17 protein-coding genes, 1 pseudogene and 1 riboswitch are annotated in these 16696 nt (G+C 66.3%); of the genes and pseudogenes, 13 read left to right on the plus strand and 5 right to left on the minus strand.

Annotation, left to right across the window (positions count from 1 at the left end):
* Nucleotide 1: 1 nt before the first annotated feature.
* Complete coding sequence (locus LQ955_RS03530; RefSeq protein WP_231026852.1) at nucleotides 2–679, minus strand: DUF6264 family protein; 678 nt, start codon at nucleotides 677–679, stop codon at nucleotides 2–4.
* 90 nt (nucleotides 680–769) lie between these two features.
* The gene (fbaA, locus tag LQ955_RS03535; protein WP_231026853.1) at nucleotides 770–1822 is read right to left on the minus strand and encodes a class II fructose-bisphosphate aldolase; all 1053 of its coding nucleotides are present in this window, start codon (nucleotides 1820–1822) and stop codon (nucleotides 770–772) included.
* A 99-nt stretch (nucleotides 1823–1921) separates the two neighbouring features.
* Here fbaA and glpX point away from each other — a divergent pair, with 99 nt between their 5' ends.
* A complete protein-coding gene (gene glpX, locus LQ955_RS03540; RefSeq protein ID WP_231026854.1) occupies nucleotides 1922–2905 on the plus strand; it encodes a class II fructose-bisphosphatase in 984 nt (327 codons plus the stop codon).
* A gap of 59 nt (nucleotides 2906–2964) precedes the next feature.
* On the opposite strand, the gene rmuC is transcribed toward glpX, so the two are convergent.
* Nucleotides 2965–4518, minus strand: a complete 1554-nt coding sequence (rmuC, locus tag LQ955_RS03545) for a DNA recombination protein RmuC (protein ID WP_231026855.1) — start codon at nucleotides 4516–4518, stop codon at nucleotides 2965–2967.
* 110 nt (nucleotides 4519–4628) lie between these two features.
* Here rmuC and LQ955_RS03550 point away from each other — a divergent pair, with 110 nt between their 5' ends.
* The 7 genes from LQ955_RS03550 (at nucleotide 4629) to LQ955_RS03580 (ending at nucleotide 11426) form a co-directional block, all read left to right on the plus strand.
* Complete coding sequence (locus LQ955_RS03550; protein WP_304961348.1) at nucleotides 4629–6131, plus strand: CoA-acylating methylmalonate-semialdehyde dehydrogenase; 1503 nt, start codon at nucleotides 4629–4631, stop codon at nucleotides 6129–6131.
* Between the two features lie 454 nt (nucleotides 6132–6585).
* Entirely contained in the window at nucleotides 6586–7662 is a 1077-nt protein-coding gene (ychF, locus tag LQ955_RS03555) for a redox-regulated ATPase YchF (protein WP_231026856.1), read from the plus strand.
* 106 nt (nucleotides 7663–7768) lie between these two features.
* The gene (locus tag LQ955_RS03560; protein WP_231026857.1) at nucleotides 7769–8230 is read left to right on the plus strand and encodes an aromatic ring-opening dioxygenase LigA; all 462 of its coding nucleotides are present in this window, start codon (nucleotides 7769–7771) and stop codon (nucleotides 8228–8230) included.
* A gap of 230 nt (nucleotides 8231–8460) precedes the next feature.
* Nucleotides 8461–8922 (plus strand): phage tail protein, encoded by a 462-nt coding sequence (locus LQ955_RS03565; RefSeq protein WP_231026858.1) that lies wholly within the window; start codon nucleotides 8461–8463, stop codon nucleotides 8920–8922.
* A 196-nt stretch (nucleotides 8923–9118) separates the two neighbouring features.
* The gene (gene abc-f, locus LQ955_RS03570; protein ID WP_231026859.1) at nucleotides 9119–10777 is read left to right on the plus strand and encodes a ribosomal protection-like ABC-F family protein; all 1659 of its coding nucleotides are present in this window, start codon (nucleotides 9119–9121) and stop codon (nucleotides 10775–10777) included.
* A gap of 82 nt (nucleotides 10778–10859) precedes the next feature.
* Nucleotides 10860–11054 carry a type II toxin-antitoxin system VapB family antitoxin gene (locus LQ955_RS03575; protein ID WP_231026860.1) on the plus strand — a complete coding sequence of 65 codons (195 nt, stop codon included), beginning with the start codon at nucleotides 10860–10862 and terminating at the stop codon, nucleotides 11052–11054.
* 3 nt (nucleotides 11055–11057) lie between these two features.
* On the plus strand, nucleotides 11058–11426 hold the full coding sequence (locus tag LQ955_RS03580; RefSeq protein ID WP_231026861.1) for a type II toxin-antitoxin system VapC family toxin: 369 nt from the start codon (nucleotides 11058–11060) through the stop codon (nucleotides 11424–11426).
* 38 nt (nucleotides 11427–11464) lie between these two features.
* Here LQ955_RS03580 and LQ955_RS03585 read toward each other — a convergent pair whose 3' ends face one another.
* Nucleotides 11465–11656 (minus strand): hypothetical protein, encoded by a 192-nt coding sequence (locus LQ955_RS03585; RefSeq protein ID WP_231026862.1) that lies wholly within the window; start codon nucleotides 11654–11656, stop codon nucleotides 11465–11467.
* A 51-nt stretch (nucleotides 11657–11707) separates the two neighbouring features.
* Here LQ955_RS03585 and LQ955_RS03590 point away from each other — a divergent pair, with 51 nt between their 5' ends.
* A complete protein-coding gene (locus tag LQ955_RS03590; RefSeq protein ID WP_231026863.1) occupies nucleotides 11708–13102 on the plus strand; it encodes an FAD-binding oxidoreductase in 1395 nt (464 codons plus the stop codon).
* Nucleotides 13103–13126: 24 nt separating this feature from the next.
* On the opposite strand, the gene LQ955_RS03595 is transcribed toward LQ955_RS03590, so the two are convergent.
* Nucleotides 13127–13318: a hypothetical protein gene (locus LQ955_RS03595; RefSeq protein WP_231026864.1), complete on the minus strand. Its 192-nt coding sequence runs from the start codon at nucleotides 13316–13318 to the stop codon at nucleotides 13127–13129.
* A 53-nt stretch (nucleotides 13319–13371) separates the two neighbouring features.
* On the opposite strand from LQ955_RS03595, the gene LQ955_RS03600 reads away from it, so the two are divergent.
* The 4 genes and pseudogenes from LQ955_RS03600 to gcvH all read left to right on the plus strand — a co-directional run.
* Nucleotides 13372–13626, plus strand: coding sequence for a DUF4190 domain-containing protein (locus tag LQ955_RS03600; RefSeq protein ID WP_231026865.1), 255 nt, complete (start codon nucleotides 13372–13374; stop codon nucleotides 13624–13626).
* A gap of 147 nt (nucleotides 13627–13773) precedes the next feature.
* Nucleotides 13774–14547: a copper resistance CopC family protein gene (locus LQ955_RS03605; protein WP_231026866.1), complete on the plus strand. Its 774-nt coding sequence runs from the start codon at nucleotides 13774–13776 to the stop codon at nucleotides 14545–14547.
* A 154-nt stretch (nucleotides 14548–14701) separates the two neighbouring features.
* Nucleotides 14702–14807, plus strand: a riboswitch (glycine riboswitch).
* Between the two features lie 203 nt (nucleotides 14808–15010).
* A complete protein-coding gene (gene gcvT / locus LQ955_RS03610; protein WP_390623436.1) occupies nucleotides 15011–16261 on the plus strand; it encodes a glycine cleavage system aminomethyltransferase GcvT in 1251 nt (416 codons plus the stop codon).
* 2 nt (nucleotides 16262–16263) lie between these two features.
* A pseudogene (gene gcvH, locus LQ955_RS03615) lies at nucleotides 16264–16650 on the plus strand (glycine cleavage system protein GcvH); the annotation flags it as partial.
* Between the last annotated feature and the right edge of the window lie 46 nt (nucleotides 16651–16696).

A 16696-nucleotide genomic window follows, 5' to 3' on the forward strand; every position in this document is an offset into this window, starting at 1 on the left:
CCTACGGCGCCTTCGTCGACATGACCTGCTGCAAGAAGGCGGGGTCGCTGAAGAAGGCGAACACGATGGCCGCGATCCACACGGCGAACGTCAGGATGCCCAGGCCCAGCACGAACGGAAAGGCGAGCTTGCGGCGCTGCAGTCGGCGCACGCCGATCACGATGGCGAGCAGCTGCAGCACGATCGTCACGACCGCCGCGATGATGCCGGCCGTGCTCGATGACGACGACGCCTCGAAACCGGTGTATCCCTGAGCCGCTGCGGCCTGAGCGAGCACGGTATTGAAGTCGAACAGGGCGGGCAGCATGCTCGCCGAGAGCAGCACGCCGAGAAACAGCAGGACACCCGTGACGGCGACGTCGACCGTGTTGATCGGCTTGGGCGCGGTCGTTCCCGGGCCGGTACCGGTGCCGGTGCCCTGCCCTGTGCCCGGGTACGCGCCAGAGTGACCCGTAGGCGGTGCATACGGCTGCGGCGGCGCGCTGTACGGAGCGGCGGGGCCTGACGGGCTGTCGCCGGAGGTGCCCGGCGACCCGGCGGCCGGGCCGGGAGCGCCGTAGGGGCCCACACCCGACGTCGCCGGTACGTCGGAGTCGTTCGCCGGGGGCGCGGGCGGCTGCCAGGTCCAGCCGGGGGGAGCCAGTTCGCCGTACTTCGGTTTGGGTCGTTCGTCGCTCATGTTCGGCTCACCGGGCCGAGGCCCTTGTTTTTGTGCTGATGTGTCGTGTCTGCGGGCCGAAATCGTCGAACCGGCCCGCAGACACCCGTGCTACTTGCCCGAGTGGCCGGCGGAACCCAGCTGCTCGGTGGCCTCGACCACGCGCGCCGCCATAGCGGTTTCGGCGATCTTGCCCCAGGCGCGCGGGTCGTAGATCTTCTTGCTGCCGACCTCGCCGTCGACCTTGAGCACACCGTCGTAGTTCGTGAACATCGTGCCCGCGATCGAGCGGGTGAAGGCGTACTGGGTGTCGGTGTCGATGTTCATCTTGATGACACCGTTGCCCACGGCCTCCGAGATCTCGGCGTCGCTCGAGCCCGAGCCGCCGTGGAACACCAGGTCGAACGGCTTCGTGTTGTCGCCGAGCACGGAGGCGTACTTCGCGTACACCCCGTCTTGGATCTCCTTCAGCAGTTCGGGGCGCAGCTTCACGTTGCCGGGCTTGTACACGCCGTGCACGTTGCCGAACGTGAGGGCCGCCATGTACCGGCCGTTCTCACCGAGTCCGAGTGCCTCGACGGTGGCCAGGGCATCCGCCACCGAGGTGTAGAGGTGCTCGTTGATGTCGTGGCTCACGCCGTCTTCTTCGCCGCCGACAACACCGATCTCGACCTCGAGAATGGCGTTGATGGCCTTCGTGCGCTTCAGCATGTCTTCGGCGATGACGAGGTTCTCGTCGAGGGGAATCGCCGATCCGTCCCACATGTGCGACTGGAAGATGGGCTCGCCGCCGGCCTTCACGGCCGCCTCAGAAGCTTCGATGAGCGGCAAGACGAAGGTGTCGAGTGCGTTCTTCGGGCAGTGATCGGTGTGCAGGGCGATCGTGATGGGGTAGTTCTTCGCGACTTCGTGCGCGAACGCGGCGAAGGCGAGGGCGCCCGTGGCGCGCGCACTGCCGGTAGGCGAAACGGCACGCTGGCCGGCGAAGTAGTCGGCACCGCCGGTCGTCACCTGGATGATGCCGTCGGAGCCCGCGTCAGAGAGGCCCTGCAGCACGGCGTTCAGGGTCTGCGACGACGACACGTTGACGGCGGGGTAGGCAAAACCCCCTGCCTTTGCTTTGTCGAGCATTTCAGCGTACTGATCGGGGGTTGCAATGGGCATGTCATCTCCTTTGGTGGGCGCGATGGCAGCGCGCCGGCCTGCGTACAGACCTGAGTCTAGCGAAAGCGAGTGAAGTGACTCGAGCGATAAGCTGGCGTCATGAGCGCCGACAGCACACCTCTCTATGAGCACCCCGACCGCAACCTCGCCCTCGAGTTGGTGCGAGCCACGGAGGCCGCCGCCATTCGAGCGCAACCGTTCATCGGAAAAGGCGACAAGAACGCCGCCGACGGCGCCGCAGTCGACGCGATGCGCGCTTTTCTCGGCACCGTCGACTTCGACGGTGTCATCGTCATCGGTGAGGGCGAAAAAGACAAGGCCCCGATGCTCTTCAACGGCGAGCACGTCGGCACCGGCCGAGGGCCGTCGTGCGACATCGCCGTCGACCCGATCGACGGCACTTCGCTCACCGCCGCCGGGCGCCAGAACGCCATCTCGATGCTGGCCGCATCCGACCGGGGAACGATGCTCGACGCCTCTTCGGTCTTCTATATGAACAAGATCGTGACCGATGGCGACGGCATCGGAGTGATCGACATAGACCGGCCGATCGGCGACAACATCCGGGCGTTCGCCAAGGCGAAGGGCAAGGCGGTCGGTGACATTCGGGTGGCCGTGCTCGATCGTCCGCGCCACGCGCAGCTCATCGAAGACATCCGCGCGACAGGTGCCGGCACTCGGCTCATGCTCGATGGTGACGTGGCGGGTGGCATCAACGCGGCGCGGTACGGCACTCGCATCGACATGTGCGTCGGCATCGGGGGCAGCCCCGAGGGCGTCGCCACAGCCTGCGCCATCAAGGCGCTCGGCGGGTTCATTCAGACTCGGCTCGCCCCGAAAACCGACGACGAACGCCAGAAGGGCATCGACGCCGGCCTCGACATCGACAAGCTCTACGAGGCGAACGACCTGGTGGCGGGTGACAACACCTTCTTCGTGGCTACGGGCGTGACAGATGGCGGCCTGGTCGCCGGTGTGAAGCGACTCGGCCCCATTCTGCGCACCGAGTCGATCGTGCTGCGTTCGCATTCGGGCACGATCCGCCGCATCGAGGCCGACCACCTCGCCTCACGGTGGCTCTAGCCGTCGCTGCTTAAGGATTAGATCGGGCAGGCTGCGCGCCCCGATCGGGCGGAGCAGGCTTAGATCAGGCGCGGCTGCGGTGAGCGGTCGTCGACGCTGTTGAGGTCGTCTTCGAGTTCGAGCTGGGCCACCAGCTCGGGGCTCGTCAGGTCGCGGGCCTTCTCCTCGATGGGTTCGAGTGGCTTGAGCACGATCGACTCGTCGAGGGAGTTCAGCTTGCGCGCCGTGGAGTACACGTTGCGCTCGAACGACCCGATGAAGGCGTTGTAGTGCTTCACCGTGCGGTCGATGGTGCTACCCAGCTTCTCGATGTGCGAGGCGGTCACGGCCAACCGCGAGTACAGCTCTTTGCTGAGGTCGAACAGCGTCTTGGCCTCGTGCGTGAGCACGTCTTGCTGCCAGCTGAACGCCACCGTCTTCAGTAGCGACCACAGCGTCACGGGCGACACCAGCGCCACGCGCTTGCTGAACGCGAAGTCCATGATGCTCGGATCTGCTTCCATGGCCGTCGAGATGAGCGACTCGCTCGGGATGAACGCCACCACCAGCTCGGGCGATGCATCCAGCCCCGCCCAGTAGCCCTTCGTACCGAGCGTCGTGATGTGGTCGCGCACGGCCTTCACATGCGCCTTGAGCAACTCGGCCCGGCGTGCGCCTTCGGCGCCGGTTGCGGTAGCCGGAATCTGGCTCGCCTCGAGGTATGCGTTGAACGGCACCTTCGCGTCGACGGCGATGTTCTTGCCGCCCGGAAGGTGTACCACCATGTCGGGGCGCCCGGCTCCGTTGTCGCTCGTGAGGCTGGATTGCACCTCGAAGTCGACCCGGTCGAGCAGCCCGGCCGCCTCCACCACGTTGCGCAGCTGCGTCTCTCCCCACACCCCGCGGGTGCTGTTCGAGCGCAGTGCCGACGCGAGCGATTCTGCGGTGTTGCGCAACCGCTCTTCGGATTCGGTGGCCGACTTCAGTTGCTGGCTGAGTTCGCCGTGCTGCTGGCGGCGCTGCTCTTCGAGTTCGGTGACCTTCGCCTGCACCAGGCGCAGACTCTCTTGCACGGGGCTCAGCGCCACCAGCACCTTGCCGTCGGACTTCACCCGCTCGGCTTCGGCGCGCTGCACATCGGCAAGACGCTGCTGGAACTCGGCCAGCCGCTCTTCTTGCTGGGCGATCTGGTTGCGGTACTGCGCGTCTGCGGTGCTGATCTGCTCGCGAAAGAGCAGTTCTTGTTCGCGCAGGCGCGCGGCGAACTGCTCACGGGCCGAAGCGAGCTGGGCATCGCTGTTCTCGCGCGCCTCAACCACTCGCAGGCGTGAATCGGTGAGCTGGGCATCCGTCTGCTCGCGAAGTTCGAGCGCCCGCCCGCGGGCCTCTTCTGCCTGCACCACGGCCCGTGCTTCTGCCTGGGCGAGCTGTTCGCGCAGGCCCGCGGCTGTTACCTCGGCTGTTGCCTTCAGCGTCTGCAGCTCGACGAGCTCGGCCAGCCCCGCGGCCGCCGCAGCGTCGCCTGCCCCGCCGCCGACGGCGCTCGAACGCCGCGCTCGAATGAGCCATCCCACGAGAAACCCGAGGGCGAGACCGATGGCGAGGCCTATCAGAACGGTTACCAATGCATCCATAGAAGCAGTGTCGCAGCACCCTCCGACACTGGCCGTGAACTCGGTCGGCCAGCCGTCACGAATGCGTATTAGGGTGTTCGAGTAACCGTCAGAAAAGGAACGTCTCCGCCATGTCAGACACCGCGCTGCCCGTCGTCAACCACTACATCAACGGGGCCGAATCCGTGAGCACCAGCGGTCGTACCGCACCCGTGTACGACCCCGCGCTCGGCCAGCAGACCAAGAGCGTGGCGCTTGCAGACGCCGCCGAGATCGAGGCCGCCATTCTCGCGGCCAAGGCCGCGTTTCCGGCCTGGCGCGACACGTCGCTGGCTCGCAGGCAGCAGATCATGTTCCGGTTCCGCGAGTTGCTCGCACAGCGCACGGGGGAGCTGGCCGAGATCCTCACCAGCGAACACGGCAAGGTGCTCTCCGACGCGGCCGGCGAGATCTCCCGTGGCCTCGAGGTCGTCGAATTCGCCACCGGGTTTCCGCACCTCATCAAGGGCGAGTACTCAGAGAACGTTTCGACAGGCATCGATGTGTATTCGACCCGGCAGCCGCTCGGTGTGGTCGGAATCATCAGCCCGTTCAACTTTCCCGCCATGGTTCCGCTCTGGTTCTTTCCGATCGCCATCGCCGCCGGGAATACCGTGGTGCTGAAGCCGAGCGAGAAAGACCCGTCGGCGGCCAATTGGCTCGCCGCGCTGTTCACCGAGGCGGGGCTTCCAGACGGCGTGCTGAACGTCTTGCACGGCGACAAAGAGGCGGTGGATGGTCTGCTCACCAGCCCCGATGTGAAATCCATCTCGTTCGTCGGTTCGACCCCCATCGCGCACTACGTCTACGAGACGGCCACCCAGCACGGCAAGCGTGTTCAGGCCCTCGGCGGAGCGAAGAACCACATGCTCGTGCTGCCCGACGCCGATCTCGATCTCGCGGCCGATGCCGCCGTCAACGCGGGCTTCGGCTCGGCTGGCGAGCGCTGCATGGCGATCTCGGTCGTCGTTGCCGTCGAACCGGTCGCCGACGACCTCATCGAAAAGATCACCTCGCGTGTGGCGGGGCTCGTCGTCGGTGACGGCCGGCGCGCCTGCGACATGGGCCCGCTCGTCACCGAAGCGCACCGCGACAAGGTGTCGTCGTACCTCGACATCGCCACCGCCGACGGTGCGACGGTCGTCATCGACGGTCGCGGCATCGAGGTCGACGGCGACGAAGCCGGCTTCTGGCTCGGCCCCACCCTCATCGACAAGGTGCCCATCACCTCGCGCGTCTACACCGACGAGATCTTCGGCCCCGTGCTTTCGATCGTGCGCGTCGCCTCCTACGACGACGGGCTCGAACTCATCAACGCCTCCCGCTACGGCAACGGCACCGCCATCTTCACCAACGACGGCGGAGCGGCCCGCCGCTTTCAGAATGAAGCCGAGGTCGGCATGATCGGCATCAACGTGCCGATTCCCGTGCCCGTCTCCTATTACTCATTCGGCGGGTTCAAAGACTCCATCTTCGGCGACACCAAGGCCTACGGAGCCGACGGCTTCCGCTTCTTCACCCGCCAGAAGGCCATCACGAGCCGTTGGCTCGAGCCCTCCCACGGCGGCATCAACTTGGGTTTCCCGCGCAATTAACGTTTGTGCGCCGCCCCCGCGGTGTTGATTGGTGCGCCGCCGCCTCTGCGGCGCACGCGTGCGACGGGATGCTCGGTTCTGGGTATTGGCCGCTACCAGCGCGGAACGCGACGAGCGCGGTCGCCGCGTTTCGCCGACCTCGTCGGGTGCGCCGCGGTGTTGATTGGTGCGCCGCCGCCTCTGCGGCGCACGCGTGCGACTGCATGCTCGGTGCTGAGTGTTGGCCGCTACCAGCAGAGAAAGCGGCGAGCGCGGTCGCCGCTTTCTCTCGATTCCGTTTGGTGCGTCGCCGCGAACCCGACAGACGTGGCCGAGGCCGGCGCGTGCGGCCGAGATCTGCACGTGTGCCTGCCGATCTCGGCCGCGCGTGACTGTTTCGTTCGCGCGGTGAGGCCACGGGCATCCGGATGCCCGGCGGAGCACTGTTCGCTCACCCCCGGTACGATAGACCCTCGTGGCTCTAACTATTGCGATCGTCGGGCTGCCCAATGTGGGCAAGTCCACCCTGTTCAACGCACTCACGAAAAACCAGGTTCTGGCGGCGAACTACCCGTTCGCTACTATCGAGCCCAACGTGGGCGTGGTGAACCTGCCCGACGCGCGCCTCGAGAAGCTCGCCGAGCTCTTCTCGAGCGAGCGCATTCTGCCTGCCCCCGTGTCGTTCGTCGACATTGCGGGCATCGTGAAGGGCGCCAGCGAGGGGGAGGGGCTCGGCAATAAGTTCCTCGCGAACATCCGCGAGGCCGACGCCATCGCGCAAGTCGTGCGCGGGTTCGCCGACCCCGACGTGATACACGTCGACGGCAAGGTCGACGCTGCCAGCGACCTCGAAACCATCAACACCGAACTCATTCTCGCCGACCTGCAGACCCTTGAAAAAGCTGTCGCCCGGTACGAGAAAGAGGTCAAGACCAAGCGCATCGAGCCCGTCGTGCTCGAGACCGCGAAGGCTGCGCAAGCCATTCTCGACGCGGGTCAGCCCCTGTCATCCGCCGGCAAACTCGACCTCGAACCCATCCGCGAACTCGGCCTGCTCACCGCCAAACCGTTCATCTACGTCTTCAACATCGACGAGGCCGTGCTGAACGATTCGGATGCTCTTGCCGCCCTCTCTGCGCTGGTCGCCCCCGCGCCCGCCGTCTTTCTCGACGCGAAGCTCGAGTCGGAACTCATCGACCTCGACCCCGCCGACGCTGCCGAACTGCTCGCCTCGACCGGCCAAGAGGAGAGCGGCCTCGACCAGCTCGCCCGCATCGGCTTCGACACCCTGGGCCTGCAGACCTACCTCACCGCCGGCCCCAAAGAAACCCGCGCCTGGACCATCGGCAAGGGCTGGACGGCCCCCCAGGCTGCCGGCGTCATCCACACCGACTTCCAAAAGGGCTTCATCAAGGCCGAGATCGTCTCGTTCGACGACCTCGTGGCCGCCGGCTCCGTAGCTGAGGCTCGTGCCCGCGGCAAGGCCCGCATCGAGGGCAAAGAGTACGTCATGCACGACGGTGACGTGGTCGAGTTCCGCTTCAACGTTTAGCCCTCATCGTCACCGGATCTCGGCTGCGCCAGACGGTCGAATTCGCTTACAGTCGGAATGCGCGCAGTGTGGTTCCCGCGCATCCCGCGCCACGAAAGGATGATCGATGACGACTCTGCCCGCTGAATCCGTACTTCGCCGCGTTGGAGGTCTCAGCATCGCCACGGGTTCGTTGTTCCTCGCCGTCGGCGCGGGCGCATGGTTCACCGTCACGAAGCAGTTGCGAGACGAAAAGATCACGGTTCCGGGCAACGCGCCGGCCCTTGCGGGTAAGCGTGTGCAGGGCCCGGCGACGGCCTACGCCGAAGCGCTCGTCATCAAGAGCAATGCCGAACGTGGAGCCGGCGGCCGCACTTTTGCCGACATCAGTGACGCGTTGCGGGGTGTCGACGCGAGCAGCGACGAAGCGGGGGAGCTGCGCAAACAGGGCTCGGCACTCTCGACGGCTGCATCATTGCGCACCTCGTTGATGACGTCGGTGCTCGCCTACGGGGTGAGCGCCTTCGTTGCCGGCCTCGGCGCGTTCCTCCTGATCGTCGGTTCGCAGCTGCGTCAGGCCGACGAGTGACGAAGCCGCGCTAATCGACGCTCACGACAGCCGCAACATGTGCCCGTCGAATACGACGGGCACACCTTCGTTCACTCTGAGGTGGATCACGCGAGCAACGTGCAGCGAAGCTGCGGGGGTCGACCTGCACTGTGCTCTGCCGGGCATCCCACACGCGAGCAGGATTCGAGAAGTGCCGACACCCCATCTCGCGCTACCGTGGGGGCATCACCACAGATCAGGAGATCCCCATGCCGTACGCCGTCGACTTCGTCAACGTCTCAACCGAAGGCCTCGAGTCGTCTCCGGTCGTCGAGCCGCTGGCCGGCCTGCGCGCCAACGAAGCGCGCTACTACAAGAACAAGTACGACCACGTCTTCACGGTGAGCCCCGTCAGCGAGGCCCCCGAAGCCCTCGACCGCGTCGCGAGCATCCTGAAGCGCGAGCGCGACATCGTCATCGAATCGCGCCCGCTCGAAGCGACCGACTTCGAGGTCGAGGGCCTTCGAATGACCTACGTGTTCTACGAGTCGGGCCTCGCGATCAACGTCATGTATGCCCTCGAAGACGGCGGCAAACGCGCCGTGGGCTTCAAACTCTCCGACGGCATGGAGATCCCCGACGAACTGTCGAAGTTCAAGTTCGCCCGCCAGAAGTCGAAGCTCGCGGGCACCATCCGCGGATCCTACTTCGTCATCAAGGGCGAGCACTGACGCCCAAGCCCCAGGCGACGGGGTCGCGGATGCCCGTTCAGGAGTAGAACGTAGGAGAAACCGCACCTGCAGCGCCTATGCGGGCCCACCGCCTCGAATCCTCCGCTGTTCTCGCCGAGGCCCCGCGCCAGCGAGGCCGCAGCAGCACGGCCCGCGCCAGCGGGCCCGCCCAGCCGACCCCGCTATCGTCGACACCATGAGCCTCATCAGAATCACCGACGTCAGCGTCAGCTTCGAGAACACCCAAGTGCTGCGCGAGGCGTTCTTCCGGCTCGAAAAGGGCGACCGAGTCGGGCTCATCGGGCGCAATGGGTCGGGCAAGTCGACACTGCTGAAGCTGGCTCTCGAGCAGGTGACTCCGGATTCCGGAACCGTCGCCCTCGAAGACGGCCTGAAGCTGGGGTACTTCTCGCAGTTCTCCGAGCTCGACGGTTCGGCGTCGATCGTGGATGTTCTCGAGGGCCTCTTCGCGAACATCCACCTCATCGAGGCCGAGTTGGCTGCAATCGACGCCGCCGTAGCGTTAGCCGCCGCCCCGAACGCCGTCGCCGCCGAAGCAGAAGCGCAACCAGCGGAATCCCTCGACGCCCTCATCAACCGCCAGGCCGACCTCTTCGCCGAGATGGATCGCCTCGACGGCTGGGACTACCAGCGCCACATCGATACCGCCCTGACGACCCTCGGCTTCGAGCAAGCCCACCGCGTCTGTCCCATCGACGACCTCTCGGGCGGCTGGCGCAACCGGGCCGCGCTGGCGAAGATTCTGCTCGAGAATCCGGATGTTCTGCTGCTCGACGAGCCGACGAACTTTCTCGACATCGCCGGGGTCGAGTGGCTCGAGAGCTGGTTCCGCGACTTTCGCGGCGCCGCGATCATCGTGTCGCACGACCGCACCTTTCTCGACGCGGTGGTCACGCGAATCATCGAGCTCGAGAACTTTCATCTGCACGAATATCCGGGCAACTTCGACGAATACGTGGTGCAGAAGCAGTTCCGGCTGAAGACGCTCGAGCAGCAGTACCTGCACGAATCCGAGCTGCTGGCGTTCGAGGCCGAGGGTATCTCCGATCGACGCGAGGCGGCGAAGGCCACGAGGGCCGCGAAGTCAGCGCAGTCGGGCAAGCAGAACAGCCTCAACAAGCAGCTTTCGGGCATCAAAAAGTCTCGCGCGCCACGGCCGGTCGACGAGATCATCACCGAGATCTACGGCGGTCTGCACGTGAAAGACGTGCTCTGCCGCATCGATTCGCTCGGCAAATCGTATGGCGACAAGACGCTGTTCGAGGGCCTGACCCTCGAGATTCGGCGCGGATACCGCATCGCCGTTCTCGGCGCCAACGGCAGCGGAAAAAGCACCCTGCTGCGCGTGCTCGCCGGCGAAGAGCGCCCTGACGAGGGTACCGTCGACTGGCCGAAGGGCGTCAAGGTCGTCAGCTACAACCGGATGCTCGCCGAGCTCGACGACGCAGACACCCTCACTCACGCGGTCAATGCCCTCCCCGACAGTCTCGCTCTCACCGCGACACGCAAATCCGTGGGGCGCTTCTTGGCGATGTTCCAGTTCTCTGAGGCCGACCTCAAGCAGCGGCTCGGCAACCTCTCGGGCGGCCAACGCGCGCGGGTCGCGATGGCGCAGTGCCTACTGTCGGGCGCCTCGGTGCTGCTGCTCGATGAGCCCACCAACCACCTCGACATGCCGAGCATCCAGGTTATGGAACGCGCCCTCACGCACTTTCCCGGCGCCGTGGTCGTCGTGAGCCACGACCGATTCTTCACCGACAAAATCGCCACGCGCACCCTCACTTTCGCCCCTGACCCCGCTCGCCCCGGCGCTCTCGCCCTCAGCGGCGCCTGACATCCTTGCGTCGAACGAGTGTGGAGTGCATAGAATTCTGCATCAAGTGATGCTAATATCCGTGTAGAAAAAGGAGGCGCGAATGAGAACGACGATCACACTCGACGACGATCGACTGGCGAAGGCTGCCGCCCTGAGCGGAATAACGGAGCGCTCCGCTCTTGTGCGTGAAGCACTCGAGGCGCTCATCGAGCGTGAGAGCGCCCGGCGCCTGGCACTTCTCGGCGGTAGCGATCGGCACGCTGAATCCGCACCCCGAAGGCGACCTGCCGCCTGAGTCATGATTCTCGTCGACACATCGGTCTGGGTTGACCATCTCCATGCCGCCGAACCAGAACTCTTGAGGTTGCTGAGAAGCGGCTTCGTTTGGCAGCATCCCATGGTCGTGGGCGAGCTGGCAATGGGCTCGCTGCGTGATCGAGGGTCGTTCCTCGATCTGCTGAGCAATCTTCCGGCCGTGACGCTCGCGCACCATGACGAAGTGATGGGTCTCATCGAGCGCCGAAAATTGTACGGCCGGGGGCTCAGCCTGGTCGATGCTCATCTGCTGGCGGCGGTGACACTCTCGCCCGGCACGACGTTGTGGACGAGAGATCGCCGCCTGCACGACTTCGCGAAGCAGCAGCAGGTGGCATTCAGCGAAGCCTAGTTGTCGGCGACCCGACAGAATCGACCCGCCGACGACGCCTACGGCAGGGGAGTCGAGCGGGGGCCGATGAGGCCTCGGCTCGAGTCGGCGGGCTGGGCTACCTGAAAGCCGTCGCGCACCTGGAGGGCGTGGTCGCGGCAGATGGCGTAGACGAGCAAGAGGCCGTTGCTGTCGACGGTCAGCCGCTCGACGGGATCACCTGAACAGCCCTCGACGACACACTCGATCATGGGCCAACTCTAGAACGGCCCGGAGTGCGAGACGCCACTACGATGACCACCGTGACCGAAATCCCCAGCGAGACTCCGAGTGCGGCTCCGAACCGGTTGCTCCCGGCAGACGGCGGTTTCGCCGCAGCCGCTCGTGACGGGTTGTTCAACACCCTGCAGCCGGCCGAGACACCCGCGCTCATCGTCACCCCACACACCGAAGCCGAGGTGGCGCAGGCTGTCTCCGATGCGGCGCGCGCCGGCACGAAGGTCGCCATCCGCTCGGGCGGGCACAGCTGGATCTCCGCCTCGCTGCGCGAGGCGAGTCTGCTCATCGATATGGCCGCCTTCGACGGCATCGAGGTCGACGTCGAGGCGCGCACCGCGAAGGTGGGCCCGGCCGTGCGTGGCGAACGCCTTTCGAAAGAGCTCGCGGCGCACGGGCTCGCCTTTCCGGTCGGGCACTGCGGCAATCCGGCCGTCGGCGGATTTCTGCTCGGTGGGGGCCTGGGCCTGAACTGGGGCGAGTGGCTGCCGTCGTGCTTCTCGATTCGCAGCATGCGCGTGGTGCTCGCGAGTGGCGACGTGGTGGTCGCCTCCGCCGACGAGAATGCCGAGCTGTTCTGGCTCGCTCGCGGCTCCGGCCCAGGCTTTCCCGGCATCGTCACCGAGTTCGAGGTCGGGCTGAAGCCACTGCCGCAGGGCATCCGGTTGGCCACCTGGATGTTCGACCTCGCCGACCTCGCAGAGGTCACCGCCTGGGTGGGCCGGGTATCGGCCGCGCTGCCAGCGAGTGTCGAGGTCTCGGTGGTGCTGGCCGGGCCGCAGCGCCCGGGGGCGACGAGCGACTCGGCCGCTCACATCGTGAACGTCATTGCGACCGCGTTCGCGGCCGACGAAAACACCGCGCTGGCGGCACTCGCGGCCTTCGACACCGAACCGCTGCCCGACGCGCGCCTCATCGATCACCTCGACCCGGTGGAGGTCGCTTTCGAGAACCTGCACGAGGGCGTCGATGCCACGTATCCCGAGGGTTTTCGCTACCTCGCCGACACGTTCTGGCTGCCGACCGACCTGCACGACGCTTTGCCTCCGCTCGCCGAGATCATGCGGCGTGCGCCGTCTGGCCACTCCTACCTGCTCACCGGCATGCCCGGCAACGGCGTCGGCGCGACCCTGCTCCCGAAGGGCGAGGCGGCATACGGGATGCACGACCGCAGCCTGGTCGTGCCCTACGTGATCTGGTCAGACCCCGCCGACGACGAAGCGAACCACGCGTGGCTGGCCGACCTGCGAGCCGTGCTCGAGCCACTCGCTAGCGGACACTTCATCAGCGAGGCCGATCTGCGTCACAGCGCCGAGCGCGTGAGCCGGTCGTTCGCCGCCGACGATTGGCCGCGCGTGCAGCAGCTGATCGCGACCTTCGACCCCGACGGTGTGTTCTGCGGCTTTCCGCAACCGAGCTAGCCAAACCGAGCTAGCGCAACCGAGTCAGCGCGACTGCCGCAGCCCGAGCAGGCCGTGCTGATCGGAGCGGTACTCCGAATACGTCGCCCCCCAGCGCATCTCGGTGGCGTGAGCGAGACACACGGAATACACCAGTGACAGGCCGTTCACCTCGACGGTGATCTCGTCGTCGGGCTCGGCCGTGCATCCGATCACGAGACAGGTCACATCACCCATGCGCACACCTTACATAAAGTCGCTGGTGTCTGGGAGTGCATTACTGTGATGCCATGACCACACCCTCGGGCGCCCCCGCCGGCCGCACCAACTTTCTGGCCTTCGCGAGCCTTGTCGTGAGCGTCATCTCGCTGTTCTTGAACCCATTCGTGGTCATCAGCATCGTCGGCGCTGTGCTCGGCTACTTCGGCCTGCGGCAGTCGCGCGTGACGGGTGCGGGGCGAATTCTGTCTCTGGTCGGTCTCTGGCTCGGCGTCGCGTCGGCGGTGGTCACGCTCGTGTTGATCTTCGTGCTTCCCACGACCTGACGGAAGACCCACGGCAACCTGACGGCGACCTGACGGCGGCACCCGAAGCTCAGTTTCGGCTCAGCGGAATGCTCGTTAGCCGGTAGTCCGCTGAGCATCCGCTCTCAGCGCCCGTAGCGCTGACGACCTGCCGGTTATCGTTGGATTGTGCGAATTCCACCCCTGACGAACCGGCGTGCAGCCCGTATCGTGGGGCTGGGGCTGCTCGCCGGCCTCGCGATCTCGGCGGCCTCGGCCGCAGCCGCCGCTCCGGCGTTCGCGCACGACACTGTGGTGTCGTCGAGCCCCTACAACGGCGAGACCGTCACGACGCCCATCGACACGGTCACCGTCAGCTTCAGCGACGAACTGCTCTCGCTGGGGGCGGATGCCTCGGGGTTCGCTATCGAGATCACCGACACCGACGGGGGTCACCACGAATCGGGCTGCGTCACTGTCGACGGCGGCGATGCCAGCACGGGCGTTGCGCTCGGTGAGGCCGGAGAGTACAACGTGACCTGGCGGGTCGTCTCCGAAGACGGGCACCCCATTTCGGGCCGCTACTCCTTCACCTGGCAGCCGACGGCCGTCACCGTGGCTGCACCGGCCTGGAACGCCGCGCCGGCGTGCGGTGCTTCGTGGTCGGGCCAGCCCGCGACGGTGTCGTCGACGGGAACACCCGCCCCGGGCTCCGCCGTAACCGACCCCACAGGCTCTGCAACACTGGCTCCCGGCGAAGCCGCAACCGTCGATCCCGGCGCGGTCGCCGACGTGCCCGAGCCCACCATGACGATCTTGTCGGCCGTGCCCGCCGACGCGAGCAACGATTCCGGTCTCGCACTGCCGCTGGCCATCGTGGTCGGCGTCGGGTCGCTCGTCGCACTCGCTGCCGTACTCTTCGCCGTGGTGCGCCGTGCCCGCGGTGACCGGCCGGCGCGGTGATCTGTCGCCCCGACCTCAGCGCCCTGACCTCAGCGCCCTGACCCGAGCACCCTGGCCGAGCGGGCCCGGCCTGGCGCCGCCCCGACACGCCCGAGCGTGCCCAGAAGGGCGAGGCACGCTAAGCTGGCCACACAACTAAAGACTGTTCGGCCGAAAGGTCGGCGCGGGAGAGCCCGGCGCAACGGCGAGAGCCGAATTCCGGGCACCGAAGGAGCAATTCTCTCCGATAATCTCTCAGGTACGTGTACCGCGTCGAACTGGCCACTCTGAAAAGCAGCCCGCGCTCGGCTTACGAGCGGTCGCGGTCTCGCCCACGGTGAAAGCACTTGTTCGAGGCGTAGGCCGCGGGGTGTGAATCTCTCAGGCACGATGACAGAGGGGGAGTTCTCGTCGATCACTTCGATCGGCGCGACCAACACCGGCCTGTCGATTCATTGCAGGCAGGTAATGATCAGGAGAACTCGTGACCCCCGCCGACTCTGCACCGCCCGCTGCACCCGAAGCCGCTTCATCCGAACCCGCTTCGTCGGCCCAGCCGGTCTTCTCACCCCTGCACGACACTCACGTCGCCGCCGGAGCCCTCTTCACCGACTTCGCCGGCTGGCAGATGCCGGTTCGCTACACGAGCGACCTCGCCGAACATCACGCCGTGCGCATGGCGGCCGGCCTGTTCGACCTCTCGCACATGGCAGAACTCGCCGTTCGCGGCCCGCAAGCGGCCGAGTTTCTCGACTACGCCCTCGCCGGAAAGCTCTCGGCAACAGCGGTGGGCCAAGCGAAGTACAGCATGCTGCTCGCCGAATCCGGCGGAATCATCGACGATGTCGTGGTCTATCGCCTCGCCGACGACGACTTTCTCGTCGTGGCCAACGCGGGCAACCACGAGGTCGCCTACAACACCCTCCTCGAGCGAGCAGCTGCCTTCGACGTGACCGTCGCCGACGAGAGCGACGGCGTCGCCCTCATCGCCGTGCAGGGCCCCCGCGCGCTCGAGATTCTCATGAACACCGCCGGTCTGGTGACTCCGGATGCCCGTGACCTCGCCGCGCTGAAGTACTACTGGTCGCAGCCGGCCACGTATGCGGGTGAAGACCTCCTCGTCGCACGCACCGGCTACACGGGCGAAGACGGCTTCGAACTGTATACGCCCGTGGCGCTCGCCACACAGCTCTGGGCAGACCTCATGGCAGCAGGAGAGCCCTTCGGGCTCGTTCCCGCGGGCCTCGCCGCACGTGACACCCTTCGGCTCGAGGCCGGTATGCCACTGTACGGTCACGAACTCGGGCTCGATACGCTGCCGGCCCAGGCGGGCCTCGGTCGCGTGCCGAACCTCAGCAAGGGCGACTTCGTGGGGCGCGCGGCCCTCGAGCGGGCATCCAGCAACCCGACGAGCGCGCACGAGCGTGTACTCGTCGGTCTGCTGGGCGACGGCAAACGCGCCGCGCGGGCCGGATACGAGCTGTTCGCCGCCGACGCAGCTAGCGCCGACGCAAACGGTGCCGACGCAGCTGGCGCCGAGACGGGCGCCCGCGCTCAGCCGATCGGCGTCGTCACGAGTGGAGTGCTTTCGCCCACCCTCGGTCTTCCCGTCGCGATGGCCTACATCGACCCGCGCTACAGCACTGCCGACACCCTCGTCTGGGTCGACGTGCGCGGCAAACGTCTGCCGTTTCGCATCACCCCGTTGCCGTTCTACAGCAGAAAGAGAGACTGACCGTGACCGACTACTCCGCCCTGAAATTCACGCGCGAGCACGAGTGGATTCGCCTCGAACCCGCCGCTCCCGGCTCTCCGACCACGGCCACCATCGGAATCACGTCCTACGCCGCGGGGCAGCTGGGCGACGTCGTTTTTGTCGACCTGCCCGAGGTCGGCGCCGAGCTCACCGACGGTTCTGTCGTGGGCGAGATCGAGTCGACCAAGTCGGTCGGTGAGCTCTTCGCCCCGCTGACCGGCATCGTCATCGAGAAGAATTCCGCCGTCGAAGACGCGCCCGAACTCGTCAACAGCGACCCGTTCGGCGAGGGCTGGCTGATCAAAGCCGAGTTCACGGCACTGCCCGAGTTGCTCACCTTCGACGAGTACCAGGCGCTGCTGGGTGACGACGCGCTGAGCGTCGACCTCGACGGTGCTGATTTCGACGGTGCCG

Origin of the sequence: Subtercola endophyticus (assembly GCF_021044565.1) — a bacterium.
GTDB classification, from domain to species: domain Bacteria; phylum Actinomycetota; class Actinomycetes; order Actinomycetales; family Microbacteriaceae; genus Subtercola; species Subtercola endophyticus.

What these genes read in the sequence shown, in the direction of transcription:
- rmuC (WP_231026855.1), bottom strand. Translation starts at nt 4,518, where the DNA reads ATGGATGCATTGGTAACCGTTCTGATAGGCCTCGCCATCGGTCTCGCC.
- LQ955_RS03585 (WP_231026862.1), bottom strand. Translation starts at nt 11,656, where the DNA reads ATGATCGAGTGTGTCGTCGAGGGCTGTTCAGGTGATCCCGTCGAGCGG.
- LQ955_RS03550 (WP_304961348.1), top strand. Translation starts at nt 4,629, where the DNA reads ATGTCAGACACCGCGCTGCCCGTCGTCAACCACTACATCAACGGGGCC.
- LQ955_RS03560 (WP_231026857.1), top strand. Translation starts at nt 7,769, where the DNA reads ATGACGACTCTGCCCGCTGAATCCGTACTTCGCCGCGTTGGAGGTCTC.
- LQ955_RS03530 (WP_231026852.1), bottom strand. Translation starts at nt 679, where the DNA reads ATGAGCGACGAACGACCCAAACCGAAGTACGGCGAACTGGCTCCCCCC.
- fbaA (WP_231026853.1), bottom strand. Translation starts at nt 1,822, where the DNA reads ATGCCCATTGCAACCCCCGATCAGTACGCTGAAATGCTCGACAAAGCA.
- LQ955_RS03600 (WP_231026865.1), top strand. Translation starts at nt 13,372, where the DNA reads ATGACCACACCCTCGGGCGCCCCCGCCGGCCGCACCAACTTTCTGGCC.
- glpX (WP_231026854.1), top strand. Translation starts at nt 1,922, where the DNA reads ATGAGCGCCGACAGCACACCTCTCTATGAGCACCCCGACCGCAACCTC.
- LQ955_RS03580 (WP_231026861.1), top strand. Translation starts at nt 11,058, where the DNA reads ATGATTCTCGTCGACACATCGGTCTGGGTTGACCATCTCCATGCCGCC.
- LQ955_RS03565 (WP_231026858.1), top strand. Translation starts at nt 8,461, where the DNA reads ATGCCGTACGCCGTCGACTTCGTCAACGTCTCAACCGAAGGCCTCGAG.
- LQ955_RS03575 (WP_231026860.1), top strand. Translation starts at nt 10,860, where the DNA reads ATGAGAACGACGATCACACTCGACGACGATCGACTGGCGAAGGCTGCC.
- LQ955_RS03595 (WP_231026864.1), bottom strand. Translation starts at nt 13,318, where the DNA reads ATGGGTGATGTGACCTGTCTCGTGATCGGATGCACGGCCGAGCCCGAC.
- abc-f (WP_231026859.1), top strand. Translation starts at nt 9,119, where the DNA reads ATGAGCCTCATCAGAATCACCGACGTCAGCGTCAGCTTCGAGAACACC.